We start from the raw sequence: 13855 nt of genomic DNA, 5'->3' as shown, positions 1-13855 counted from the left end.
GATTAATGTACACATACTATGATCAACAATAAATTAGCCGGAAAAAATATTTTAATCACTGCAGGAGCTCAAGGTATAGGCGAGTCTATCACAAAACACTTTATCGATAGCAAGGCAAACGTAGCTATTCATTATTTTTCTAGCAGTGACACAGCAAGTAAATTACAACAATACGCACTGAGCAAAGGAGTCAAAGCAATTATCGTAGGTGGTGATCTTACTAAGGAAACGGATGCAGAGATTGTGGTTGCCGAAACAGTGAAACAGCTAGGCAGCCTAGATATTCTTATTAATAATGCAGGTTCACTTGTAGCACGCAGATTGTTAGGTGAGATAGATACTAATTTTTGGCACAAAGTGATGGATATCAATCTCACATCAATGCTACATGTGACCAGGGCGGCGGCTCCACATCTTGCCAATCAAGAACATAGCAGTATCGTAAACCTAGCATCACTCGCAGGTCGTAAAGGAGGACATCCAGGCTCTCTCGCCTACGCTACCAGCAAAGGAGCTATTTTAACCTTTACAAGAGCACTTTCTACTGAGCTTGGACCACAGGGTACAAAAGTAAATGCAGTTGCTCCAGGTCTCATTCTAGGCACCTCATTTCACAATACTCATACCACAAAAGAATCTGCAGCTGCAACCATAGCCGGCATTCCTATACAACGCGCAGGGAACGCGGCAGATGTGGCAAGAGCAGTTTTATATCTCGCTTCAGAGTATGACGGCTTTATTACGGGTGCTACCCTAGATATTAATGGTGGTGTTTACAATATGTAATCACAATACCTACACGGAAATTAGGAGGTTACGCTTTCGCGAAAGCATAACATAATCTTTTTAGTATTGTAAGTGCTATATGGTTTATTTTTAATAGATTTATTTATTAACTTAATAATTAAGCTATTAGCTCCCAAATTGATAGAACATAAGGCTAAAGCTATTACAGTATGGAATTAGATAAAAAGCCTACTTACCAAGAATTAGAAAGACAAATAGAAGAATTAAAGTCTGAGAAACAACAAGATTACAAGACACTATTTGATAACTCTACAATTTCTATTTGGAATGAAGATTTTACGCTCGTATTTGAAGAAATAGAGAGGCTTAGAGATAGTGGCGTTTCTAATATCAAGAAATATTTAAAGAAAAATCCCGATGTAGTATTTACGTTAATTCAAAAATTGAGAATTATTAATGTCAATAGTGCTACTTTAAAACTATTTAAAGCAGAAAATAATCAAGCATTTTTTGATAACCTACAAAATACTTTTGGGCATGGAGCAAACAAAGTGTTTATACGACTTATAGGGGCTATATGGAAAAATGAGAAAACATTTACCTCTGAAGTAAATTACAAAACCTTAAAAGGAGATGAGTTTAAAGCTTTGTTTTCTATACGTATACCTCAAACTTTATTAGAACAAAAAACAGTACCTGTCACTATACAAGACATTAGTAAATTAAAAGAGGCAGAATTTGTAAAAAAAGATTCCATATTAAAATTACAACAAGCCCAAAAATTAGGTAAAATAGGAAACTGGGAATGGGAGTGGAAAACTGGTGCGGTTTATTGGTCTGATGAAATGTATAACATTTATGGCGTCAAGAAAGGAGAGTTTGACCCTACTAGTAAGAATGTAAGTGAACTAATTGTTGATGAAGATAAATCTAAAGTGAAGAATGTGATTAAAAAGCTTTATAGGGATGAAGCTATGGATCCATTCGAATTTAGAATTATAAAATCAAATAATGAAATACGATATTTAAGTATCCTAGGCATAGAGCTTATTAACGGAAAAGCATTTGGAGTAACTCAAGATATAACGGACAGAAAGGTAATTGAGCTTAATCTTGATGAAGCCCAAACGCTAGCAAAAGTAGGAAGCTGGTTATTTAATGTTGAAACAAAAAAAATAGAATGGTCTAAAGTGATGTTTCATATTTGGGGGTTTGAACCGAATCAAGGCGCTCCTGCGTATGACGTATTGATTAATTATGTTCATCCTGATGATTTGGAATTATGGAATACGCGTATAAATAAAGCTATCACTCATGGGGTTCCATATGATATAGAACATAGAATATGCCTTTCTGACGGAACACAAAAAATAGCAAGATGCATTTGTGTTCCGGTGCTAGGCCCAAACGGTAATGTAGTAAGTTTAAAAGGTTCTGGTCAAGATATTACGAAGCAAAAACTTATTGATGCAGAACTTATAAAGGCTAAAGTAAAGGCTGAAGAGAGTAAAAATCACCTAAATAATATTATCGATAATATAGGTGATCCTGTTTTTGTAAAAGATGATCAAAGCAGACTACTCATTGTAAACGACGCGTTTTGCACACTCTATGGTTTTGAAAGGGAAGATGTTATTGGTAAAACTCTTGATGAGCATGTGTCAAAAGCCGAGAGAGAAGCTTTCTTAAAAATTGACAGACAATTAATAAGTGACGGAATTGAAAATATAACTGAAGAATCACTTACCATAAGGGGTGGAGAAACTCAAAGAATCTCTACTAGGAAAACACGTTTTATAGATCCAAAAGGAAACGTTTTTATAGTTGGCGTTATACATGACATCACAGAACGCTTTAAAACAGAAAACCTAATAAAGGAAGCAAAAGAACGTGCCGAAGAAAATGAAGAACGCTTCCGTATATTAATGCGTAACCTAGAAGCAGGAGTTGTTGTTCATGCCCCAGATACATCAATTGTGCAGTGCAACTCTAGAGCGTCACAAATTCTAGGTTTAGATGAGAGGTTTATACAAGGAAAAACAGGAGAAGGTATGGAACTGAAACTTGTTAAGCTCGATGCTTCACCACTACCAATTTCTGAATACCCAGTAAATAAAATTGCAAACAATAAAGAGTCTATAAAAAATCAAGCTATAGGGCTAAAACGAGATGATAAAGACGAAATTACTTGGGTAACGCTCAATGGTTTTCCAGTACTTGATAGCGCTGGAAGAGTTAAAGAAATTGTGACCGTTTTCTTTGATATTACAGAGCAAAGACAAAATGAAGAGGATAAACTAAGAGCTAAATTATTATTAGATAAAACAGAAAAGGAACTAAGTGATGCACAGTCCTTAGCCAAAATTGGAAGTTGGCTAGTAAAACCATCTTCTGGTATGAAAATGGAATGGTCTAAAGAGATGTATAATATCTGGGGCTTTGATTATGAAAAGAAAAATCCTGAATACGAAAATGTGGTTGACAGAGTTCACCCCGATGATTTGAGTATTCTTAAGAATGCCGTAGATCAAGCTATTAATTTAGGTATAGCCTATAATATTGAGTATAGGATTTGTGTGCCTAATCAACCACAAAAAACAGTGCGAGCTATATGTCAACCTGTAATTGATGATGATGGAAAAGTGTTAAGTCTAGCTGGAACTAATCAAGATGTAACTCAACAAAAATTATTAGCAACAGAACTTATAGAGGCTAAGGAAAAAGCTGAGGAAAGTGATAGGCTTAAATCTGCTTTTCTTGCTAATTTGAGCCACGAGATGCGCACTCCAATGAATGGTATTTTAGGCTTCTCTGAATTATTGAGAAGAAAGAATATTTCTGAAGAGAAGAAAGATATTTACCTAGAGCTCATAGAAAAAGAAGGACACCGCCTTTTGAGTTTTATTTCTAACATTGTAGATATTTCAAAAATAGAATCAAATACTATAAACATTGATTACTCTCATATTAATGTAAATACTCTTATTAATGATCTCTATTCAAAATATTATATAAAATTAGAAAATACAAGTATTAAACTTCAAGTAGAAAAAGGTCTAGAAGAAGCAGATAGTTTTATAGAAACAGATGAAAATAAACTCGTCCAAATAATATCTAACTTATTAGAAAATGCTATAAAATTTACTAAAGAAGGTGCTATAGAATTCGGTTATACTCTAAATGAAAAAAATCTTCAATTTTATGTCAAGGATTCTGGAATTGGAATAGATAAAGAAGAGCAAATAAATATTTTCAATAGGTTTACGCAAGGTAGGCGGGAGCAAACTCACAATCTAGGAGTAGGACTTGGACTATCTATTGTAAAAGGTCTCGTTAAACTTTTACATGGTAAAGTGTGGATTGATTCTCAAACAGGAAAGGGTTCTACATTTTTCTTTACAATCCCATATAAAAAAGTTATTGATAATACGGTCATTATTAATGAATACAACGAGAACACGCTTGAAGATGGCGATTTTACTATTTTAATAGCCGAAGATGATAATTTGAGCTTTCTGTATATACAGGCCTGTCTTTCTGATTTTAATTGCTCAATAATAAGAGCCGTAAATGGAAAAGAAGCGGTGGAGATTGTCAATCAAAATGCTGTTATTGACTTAGTGTTAATGGATATCAATATGCCAAAAATGGATGGTAACGAGGCATTAAAAGAAATAAGAAAAACAAATAAAGAAATAACTATTATCGCTCAAACAGGCTTAGCTATGTCTGGAGATAAAGAAAAAATGCTCAATGCAGGGTTTGATGACTATATATCAAAACCTATTTCTACAACACAACTCATTAGCACGATAAATAAACACTTAAAAGTAGTAAGTTAATCTAGTCTCTAATTTATATGTATAGAAGCATGGTGTAGTACAGCTTTAACTCATTTGAACACTAATTAGTGTTGGTATATCTGCCATGAATCTCTTTCTAATAGATAAATGCACAAAAACCTAAGAGCTTAAAATTCCAGAACACGGCACTTCTTTTATCGACCACAGTAACTTTTTTATAATATTAAACTTCTCAGATCTGAAGTATGGTTATCAAAAAGTTCAAGTGCAATATAAAATGTGTTTTTTCTAATTGATCAACAGAATTCTTCTTAAAATTCATTCTGACAATCTTCCTCTCCCCAAGTGTTAAGACTTCTTAAAATTGCTTCTAGAGAAGCTCCTCTCTTTGTAAGGCTATATTCTACTCTAGGAGGTACTACTGGAAAAACCTTTCTAGTAACAAGCCCGTCTTTTTCTAATTCGCGGACGGTCTGTGTAAACATTTTATTAGAAATTCCTGGCACCTTTTTTTGTAATACACCAGAACGTAAGGCGCCTTCTATTAAATGAAATAACACAAGAGGTTTCCATTTAGACCCTATTAAATTCATTGTATAATTAAGCGGACATGCGATTTTATCACTCATTTATTGATATTTAAATATCTTAAAATCATCATTTTACTCTTTTAGTTACATATATAACGTTTTAGTAAGTTATTAACATCAGGAACAATATAGTCTAATTTTGAAAAAAAATAAAATTTATGAGCACTACAAAGAATTATCCAAAATCATTCTCCCATATTGGTTTATCTGTTCCAAATATCAAAAAAGCGGTTGAGTTTTACTCGGAGGTGATGGGATGGTATATCATCATGCCTCCATCTATCGTAAAAAAGGAAAAAGATTCAGCTATAGGACAGATGTGTATTGACGTTTTTGGCGACGACTGGGAAACTTTTGAAATTGCTCACCTATCGACTTCAGATGGTATAGGAGTAGAGTTATTTTCATTTCCCAATAAGGATATGAAACCGTCAGAATTTAATCCTTTTAACACAGGACTTTTTCACTTTTGCGTTCAAGATCCAAATATTGAAGAACTCATTGAAAAAATTGTTTCTTATGGAGGAAAGCAAAGAATGCCTATAAGAGAGTACTATCCTAAAGATAAGCCTTATAAAATGTGCTATGTAGAAGATCCTTTTGGAATTGTATTTGAAATATACACTCACAGTTATGAGTTAACATATTCCTCTGGTGCCTACACAGAATAAAAACTCGTACATAGTTTAAAAACAAAAAGCTCCGCTGTTACCAGCGGAGCTTTTTTATAGTTTAAAAGGATTACTACTTATGCAGCGTTCTCCTTTTTTATTAAGTTAAGAGCACTTCCCTCACGGTACCATGCTATCTGAGCATCGTTGTACGTGTGGTTTACTTTAATAGTATCCTTACTTCCGTCTGCGTGTACAAGCTCTACTGTAAGAGGCTTATCTGGCGCAAAACTAGCAATATCTACAAAGTTGAAAGTATCATCTTCTTGAATTAAGTCGTAATCAGACTCAACAGAGAAGGTAAGACCTAGCATTCCTTGTTTCTTAAGGTTTGTCTCATGTATACGTGCAAATGATTTTACAATCACAGCAGCTACACCTAAGTGGCGAGGCTCCATAGCAGCATGCTCACGTGAAGAACCTTCTCCATAGTTGTGATCCCCTACTACTACAGTTTTGATTCCCGCTTTCTTATAAGCACGTGCAGTATCTGGCACTCCACCAAATTCTCCATCCATTTGGTTTTTAACAAAGTTTGTTTTCTTACCAAATGCATTTACAGCACCTATTAAACAGTTGTTAGAAATGTTATCTAAGTGACCTCTATATCGTAACCATGGTCCAGCCATAGAAATGTGGTCTGTAGTACATTTTCCAAAAGCTTTTATAAGCAATTTCATTCCTTGCATCTCGCTATCAAGAATAGGCTCAAAAGGCGTTAATAACTCAAGACGTTCAGAGTCTGCAGCTACTTTTACAATTACACCGCTACCATCTTCTACTGGAGCAAGGTAACCGTTATCCTTAACTTCAAATCCTTTAGGAGGAAGTTCCCATCCTGTAGGCTCGTCAAACATAACTTCTTGACCATCTTCATTAAGAAGTGAATCTGTAAGAGGGTTAAAATCTAGACGTCCAGATATTGCAATTGCTGCAGTAATTTCTGGTGAAGCTACAAAGGCATGTGTATTAGGGTTACCATCTGCACGCTTTGCAAAGTTTCTGTTAAACGAGTGTACAATACTGTTTTTAGGAGCATTTTTTGGATCACTGTAACGTGCCCATTGCCCGATACATGGTCCACAAGCATTTGTAAAAATCTTGGCATCTAGCTTTTCAAAGATTCCTAAAATTCCGTCGCGCTCTGTAGTGTAACGTACAAGCTCAGATCCTGGGTTAATTCCAAGTTCTGACTTCATTTTTATTCCTTTATCTAGTGCTTGTTGAGCAATAGATGAAGCTCTTGAAAGATCTTCATAAGAAGAGTTTGTACAAGAACCTATAAGTCCCCACTCTACATTAAGAGGCCATTCATTTTTAGTAGCTTTCTCAGTCATATCCTTTCCTACAGTTGTAGAAAGATCTGGAGTAAAAGGTCCATTAAGTAATGGCCCTAACTCAGAAAGGTTAATATCTATTACCTGATCAAAATATTGCTCAGGATTTGCATATACTTCTTTATCTGCTGTAAGGTATTCCTTTACGTCATTTGCTGCGTCTGCAACATCTGCACGGTCTGTAGCACGTAAGTAACGTTCCATAGACTCATCATAACCAAAGGTAGAAGTTGTTGCTCCTATCTCTGCTCCCATGTTACAGATAGTTCCTTTACCAGTACAAGACATAGCTGTAGCTCCAGGACCAAAATATTCTACAATTGCTCCAGTTCCTCCTTTTGCAGTAAGAATCTCAGCAACTTTAAGAATAACGTCTTTTGGTGCAGTCCATCCAGAAAGTTTTCCTGTAAGTCTAACTCCTATTAATTTAGGAAATTTAAGTTCCCAAGCCATTCCAGCCATTACATCTACAGCATCTGCTCCACCTACACCTATCGCAACCATTCCTAGTCCTCCAGCGTTTACAGTGTGAGAATCTGTACCTATCATCATTCCTCCTGGGAAAGCATAGTTTTCAAGAACTACTTGGTGTATAATACCAGCTCCTGGTTTCCAGAAACCAATACCATATTTATTAGAAACAGATTCTAAGAAGTTAAAAACTTCGCTAGATACATCGTTTGCGTTCTTAAGATCTGTAACCGCTCCTTCTTTTGCTTGAATCAAGTGATCACAGTGTACTGTTGTAGGTACTGCCACTTTATCTTTACCAGCTTGCATAAATTGCAATAAAGCCATCTGTGCAGTAGCATCTTGACAAGCGATACGATCTGGAGCAAAGTCTACGTAATCCTTTCCACGAGTAAATGCTTTAGAAGCTTTTCCCTCCCATAGGTGAGAATATAAAATCTTTTCAGAAAGTGTCAAGGGCTTACCTACAAGGTCACGAGCGGCATCTACACGCTCAGACATATTTGCATAAACCTTCTTGATCATATCAATATCAAATGCCATATATAATGTATTAGGGTTGTTAAATAGTACCGCTATATTTTGCGGTTCACGAAAATACAAAATACCTTAAAGAATAACAATAGCAGGAAGCCCCATACTTAGCCAATAGCGCGTATTGATAAACCATCTCAAATACTGCGAAGTAATTATCAAATTCAAAAAAAGGAGTAGTTCAAATTATCAAATTGACAATTTAACCCTTATAAAATTTCCTCATTGGAATATTCCGCTTTCGCGAAAATGTGATTTTATTGAATATAATTGCACATACATACACCTAAGCTATCTAGAAAATACTAGAAAGCATGAAAACCGAAATAAAATTAACAATCAAGCATTTTATTCAATAATCAATATATGTGACATAGAAAAGCCATTAAATCACGATATGGATTTAATGGCTTAGAAATTTTCACATCTTAGCGAGTATATTTAATGTGATTAAAAGACTACTTAAACAGGTATCTTACTGTCAAGATTACAACAGCACTTTTTCGCGAAAGCGGATTAGAATAGGCTCTTGATAATATCTTCTATACTCAAACCTTCTGCTTCTGCCTTATAATTTTTAATCATTCTGTGACGAAGGATTCCCGTAGCAACTTTTTGTACATCCTCAATATCTGGCGAGAATTTACCGTGTACAGCAGCATGTGTTTTTGCTCCTAGAATTAAGTTTTGTGATGCTCTTGGTCCAGCTCCCCAGTCTATGTAATCATTTACAATCTGAGCCGCCTTCTCTGTTTTAGGTCGAGTTTTGCTTACGAGATTTACGGCATATTCAATCACATTATCTGCCACTGGAATACGTCGCACTAGCTGCTGAAAGTCTATAATCTCTTGTGCATTTAACAATGCATTTACCGTAGGTTTTGCCGCAGATGTTGTTGCCTTTACCACATCTACCTCTTCTTGAAACGAAGGGTAATCGAGGTTAATAGAAAACATAAAACGGTCTAACTGAGCCTCTGGTAGCGGGTAAGTTCCCTCCTGCTCTATTGGGTTTTGAGTAGCCAGTACAAAGTAAGGAAGCGATAATGGGTATCGTTCTCCAGCTACTGTCACCACGCGCTCTTGCATTGCTTCTAGAAGCGCAGCCTGCGTTTTTGGAGGTGTACGGTTAATCTCATCTGCAAGAACAATATTTGAAAATATAGGTCCTTTAATAAATTTGAACTTACGAGACTCATCCAGAATTTCAGAACCTAGAATATCACTAGGCATTAAATCTGGTGTAAACTGTATTCTTTTAAAATCAAGTCCAAGAGTCGTTGCAATAGTATTTACCATCAAGGTTTTTGCAAGTCCAGGAACACCTATAAGTAAAGCGTGACCTCCAGAAAATATAGATAAAAGAATCTCATCAATTACTTTATCTTGACCTACAATAATTTTTGAAATTTCTGCTTTTAGAATCTTATGTTTCTCTACTAGATTCTTGATAGCCGCAACGTCAGACATAAATATCTTTTATTTTTTTAACCAATTACTTACAAACTCGCAATCACGATTGTCACCGTTGATTTTAATGTAAGTTTCTACAATCTTTTCTTTTTGCCACTTCTCAATAGCAGCAATTTGCTTTTCACGTAGTGCAAGATCTTTAATTTTGATATAATCTTTTACGTAATCTGCTTTATGCTCTTCAAGACGGTTATCTACCGTGTAGATTAAAAATTGTTTTGTACCAGTTCTTGTTTGATCTGTGTAAACTAGAGATACTTCTTCATCTGCAAGGTCATTTACTTTAGGATAAATATCCGGATCAAGTCTACCTAATTCAAAACGCTTATCTAGTGTTTGAGGATTAGTAAGTGTTCCTCCATCAAATTTTGTTTCTTTCTCATCAGAAAATTCTTTGGCAGCTTCCTCAAAAGTTAGTTCGCCATCTATGATGCGCTTTCTCACTTTGTTTACAAGATCTTTTGCTTCCTCTTCTTGAGCTTCTTTAATTTCTGGAACAATTAATATGTGTCTAATATCTTTACGTTCTCCTTTTGTTTTTTCTACAGTCACAATGTGAAAACCAAATTCTGTCTCAAATGGCTCACTTATTTCTCCATCTTGCAAACTAAAGGCTACATCTCTAAATTCTTTTACCAATGGAGTTTTACGGTCTATAACCATTAAACCACCATCTGGTCTTGAAGCTCCATCATCTGTATATAAAACAGCTTTAGTCGCAAAGCTACTTCCATTCTCAAGAATATCTCTACGGAAACCTTTAAGGCGGTCTATAACTTTCTGGCGCTCTTCTTCAGTAGCTTTAGGTTCAATAACGATACGTGCAATCTCTAGCTCTACTCCAAAAGTAGGAAGCTCATCTGCTGGTATGTTGTTAAAAAATGTTTTAATCTCGTCTGGAGTAACATCTACAGATTCAATTATCTTCTGGTTCATGCGATCAGAAAGTATAACATTCTTTCTAATGCTAAATAACTCGGCACGTAAGTCTGCCATATTCTCTTTTCTATAAAACTCAACTACCTTCTGCTCAGAACCAAGTTGTGAAGCAAAACGCTGAACCATCTGGTCTACCTCAGAATTAACACGGCTATCTTGTACTACGATACTATCTTGAACTGCTTGGTGTGTAAGAAGTTTATTTTCGAGCAAGCTTCCTAGCACTTGGCAAGGACTAATATCTGCAGCAGCTTGACCTCTTTGCTTTATCTCGATAAGACTTTGATCAATGTCACTTTCTAAAATCAAGTAGTCACCTACTACACCTGCTACACCATCTACCTTGAATTTCTTAAAAGGAGTTTTTACGGTATCATTTTGAACCGCTACTGATGTTTCGGTTGTCGTTGTAACCTCTGGAGTTACCGTTGTTTCTTGTGCAAAACTTAGCTGTGTTGCTGCAAGCAGCACTACTATATTAATTGTAAATTTCAAATTGTTTGTTTTTAATAGCATCATCCTTAATCTCCTTTTCAAGCTTTTGTATAAGCGCTAATTTCCTTTTATTCTTAATAATCTGATTGATCGTTGGTCTTACATATTCCAACGGGGCATTTTCGTTGCGCTCAAGGGTACTTTTTACAGCTACCAAATATAATCCTAATGAGTCTCGCAGTTGTAAGAAATTTGTTTTTTTTAACAAGTTGTTTGCATTCTCCTTGTTTATCGCATTTATTTGATCAATTACGGCACGCCTTTTTATCCATACTGAGTCATTCAAGAAATAATTCTTGTATTGAAACTTTAATGAATCTAAGGCATATTTATCCTTTTCATCCTTACTAGTAAAATAAGACTTAAGTTTATTTAGATTTTGATAATCCTCGTCTACTTGAATAAATTTAAACTGAACCAGTGGTTCATTGAGTAAGAAATTCTCTTTGTTTTCTTCATAAAATTTCATCGCTTCAGTATCAGAAACGACACTATCTAATTGCTTGTTAATAAGTGCATCTTTATAAAAACGTGTATACAAATCACTGCGGTATGATGAAACAAGCGCCTCAAACTCATCTTGGTCTTCTTTTGGTAAGTTTCTCAATGCTCCGTCTAGCAATAGCTGACTTGTAGCCCACGTATTAATGTAATTTTGTACAAAGGCAGCGCTATCACTTACCACATTCTTTGACATAACATCTTCAATAGTGCGCTGTGATAATGTATGATTATTCACTCGAGCAACTATTGTTTCTGTGTTGTCACTCTTGAAATAGCGGCAACTCACCATAGACAGCGAGACTACTGTAAACAGCAGAAATACAACGACCCTTGTGTTTTTAATTCTCATATTTCGTTATTAACCTATTTAAAACCTCTTTATTAATAGTGATTGTGCTTTTTTCTCTTAAATTCTTTACAAATTTATTTTCCAACTCTTTCTGATAGTCACTTATAACTACACCTCTTATGTCCTTTAGTAATTGATCTTTTGCCTCTGTAATGGCTGTAACGTCGTAAACTATAAAGTCATCTCCGTCTTCTATTAATTCACTCACCCCTTTAGATAGGCCCTGTCCTTCTGGTAATTCGTCTTCAGTAAGAACTCTAGTAGATAATAGTATAGGAGTATCATTCTTACTATTTAATGATAATACGGCTTTTTCTGGCGTAATGCCTTTAGAAAGACTATTTCTATATTTTTTTGCTAAACTCTTGCTTTTTGTAGTACATACTGTAGTCTCATAAGTCTTTACACTTCTATAGTCTTCCTTATTTCTTAAGAAAAATTCTTGTAGACCTATGCTATCTTGTTGAGCTTTTTTCCAGATATTAGTTTCTAGTAAATCAAATAACAATAAACCTTCTTTGTATTCTTTTAATATATCACTAAAATCTTGATCCTCCTCTTCTAGGTGCTCAAGGTGATAGTTTTTAAGTACAGCACTCACAAAAGATTGAACTCCCTCTTTTACAAACTGATCTCTGTATCTGTAAGTCTTACGTGAATAAGACGCCAGTAAATAGTCGGCTACCATTTTATAGGTGTATGTAGCTTTCTTTTTCCCTAAAGTAAATGCCACATTACTTAATGCTAGTTCGTTATTAAGAACAATCTTAGTTTCAGAATATTTCTCTGGGAAGATACTTTCTAAGTATGGCTGCAAGCCTTCGTCAAGAACTACATTGTATTTATTTCTCAACTTATTATCTAACTTATCTGATATTACTTGTGCTCTCACATCTCTTGTTACTTTATTAGTAAGTGCAACTCGAGCGTCCATATAGGTAGGCACTGGAGTTTTAGATAACAATTTTAAAATATGCCATCCAAATTCAGTTTTAAAAGGCTGCGAAATAGCACCAATATTTTCAAGTGAAAATGCTGTTTTTTCAAAAGCAGCACTACTCAATTGCCCTTGCTCAAACTCTTCTAGTTTTCCTCCCTTTTTATAAGATGCCCTATCATCACTATAATTAAGTGCTACTGTCTCAAAAGAAGCGCCTTCACTTAATAGCTTCGACACCTCATTAATTCTTTCCTCTGGGATAATAGTACTATCACTTTGATTTAAAGCAACCATAATGTGGGCAACTTGTACTTTCCCCTTTGATTTGCGAGCGGCAATAGGCTGAACGACATGATATCCAAAACTTGTTCTAAAAGGCTTAGAAACCTCATTAATTGCGGTATTATAGGCAGCATTCTCAAATGGATATACCATTTTAAAGGCTTTAAACCATCCTAGGTTACCTCCGTTCTTTTTGGCAGATGGATCTTCACTTATCGCTCTTGCTACTTTTTCAAAGTTTTCACCATTAATTATACGTTCCCTCGCTTGAGCAATGCTTCGGTACGCCATTAATGTATCATTAGGTGAAGCATCAGGGCTTACTCGCACAAGAATGTGACGTGCATTAAGCTCATTTACAGTTCTATCATAAGCTTCTTTCACAAGCTCTTCTGTTACCTTAACGTCGTTGAGATAGCTTTTTGCAAGTTGTGCACGATAAGCAGATAATTCATCTTGATAAGACTTTTTATTATTAAGTCCCAATCTGTAGGCTTCTTGGACTTTAAGTTTGTAATCTATAAAAAGCTCTAAATAATCTTCTGGAGCATTAGACTCATCTTCTTTTATGAGTTCGCTATTTTTCTCATAAACCCTCGTAAACTCTTCACTATTAATAACTTCATTATTTATTGTAAGAAGAATATCTTTTTGAGCGTGAGCAAACGAAAATCCAAAAAGGAAAATAAGCAATAAAAAAAGGTGCTTCATAGTGTATTA

The 13855-nt window shown here is 35.1% G+C and carries 9 protein-coding genes; 3 read left to right on the top strand and 6 right to left on the bottom strand.

Annotated elements, in window-relative coordinates:
* Positions 1 to 18 precede the first annotated feature (18 nt).
* A complete protein-coding gene (locus ACJJVU_RS08395) occupies positions 19 to 786 on the top strand; it encodes an SDR family NAD(P)-dependent oxidoreductase (protein WP_405224141.1) in 768 nt (255 codons plus the stop codon).
* 170 nt (positions 787 to 956) lie between these two features.
* A complete protein-coding gene (locus tag ACJJVU_RS08390; RefSeq protein ID WP_405224138.1) occupies positions 957 to 4589 on the top strand; it encodes a PAS domain-containing protein in 3633 nt (1210 codons plus the stop codon).
* Positions 4590 to 4861: 272 nt separating this feature from the next.
* Here ACJJVU_RS08390 and ACJJVU_RS08385 read toward each other — a convergent pair whose 3' ends face one another.
* Complete coding sequence (locus ACJJVU_RS08385) at positions 4862 to 5179, bottom strand: winged helix-turn-helix transcriptional regulator (protein ID WP_405224135.1); 318 nt, start codon at positions 5177 to 5179, stop codon at positions 4862 to 4864.
* A 119-nt stretch (positions 5180 to 5298) separates the two neighbouring features.
* Between ACJJVU_RS08385 and ACJJVU_RS08380 the strand changes: the two genes are divergently transcribed.
* Complete coding sequence (locus tag ACJJVU_RS08380; protein ID WP_405224132.1) at positions 5299 to 5811, top strand: lactoylglutathione lyase family protein; 513 nt, start codon at positions 5299 to 5301, stop codon at positions 5809 to 5811.
* Between the two features lie 77 nt (positions 5812 to 5888).
* On the opposite strand, the gene ACJJVU_RS08375 is transcribed toward ACJJVU_RS08380, so the two are convergent.
* The 5 genes from ACJJVU_RS08375 to ACJJVU_RS08355 all read right to left on the bottom strand — a co-directional run bounded on the left by ACJJVU_RS08375 (position 5889) and on the right by ACJJVU_RS08355 (position 13846).
* Positions 5889 to 8162, bottom strand: coding sequence for an aconitate hydratase (locus ACJJVU_RS08375; RefSeq protein WP_405224129.1), 2274 nt, complete (start codon positions 8160 to 8162; stop codon positions 5889 to 5891).
* A gap of 507 nt (positions 8163 to 8669) precedes the next feature.
* The gene (locus ACJJVU_RS08370; RefSeq protein ID WP_298327737.1) at positions 8670 to 9623 is read right to left on the bottom strand and encodes a MoxR family ATPase; all 954 of its coding nucleotides are present in this window, start codon (positions 9621 to 9623) and stop codon (positions 8670 to 8672) included.
* A gap of 9 nt (positions 9624 to 9632) precedes the next feature.
* The gene (locus tag ACJJVU_RS08365; protein WP_405224125.1) at positions 9633 to 11060 is read right to left on the bottom strand and encodes a peptidylprolyl isomerase; all 1428 of its coding nucleotides are present in this window, start codon (positions 11058 to 11060) and stop codon (positions 9633 to 9635) included.
* The gene (locus ACJJVU_RS08360) at positions 11044 to 11913 is read right to left on the bottom strand and encodes a peptidyl-prolyl cis-trans isomerase (protein WP_405224122.1); all 870 of its coding nucleotides are present in this window, start codon (positions 11911 to 11913) and stop codon (positions 11044 to 11046) included. The genes ACJJVU_RS08365 and ACJJVU_RS08360 overlap by 17 nt, the downstream gene beginning before the upstream one ends.
* Positions 11903 to 13846, bottom strand: coding sequence for a peptidylprolyl isomerase (locus ACJJVU_RS08355; protein WP_405224119.1), 1944 nt, complete (start codon positions 13844 to 13846; stop codon positions 11903 to 11905). Before ACJJVU_RS08355 ends, ACJJVU_RS08360 begins: the two co-directional genes overlap by 11 nt.
* Positions 13847 to 13855 lie beyond the last annotated feature (9 nt).

Source organism: Dokdonia sp. Asnod1-B02 (genome assembly GCF_045063955.1).
Classification (GTDB): domain Bacteria; phylum Bacteroidota; class Bacteroidia; order Flavobacteriales; family Flavobacteriaceae; genus Dokdonia.
This window is presented reverse-complemented; position numbering and strand designations above follow the sequence as displayed.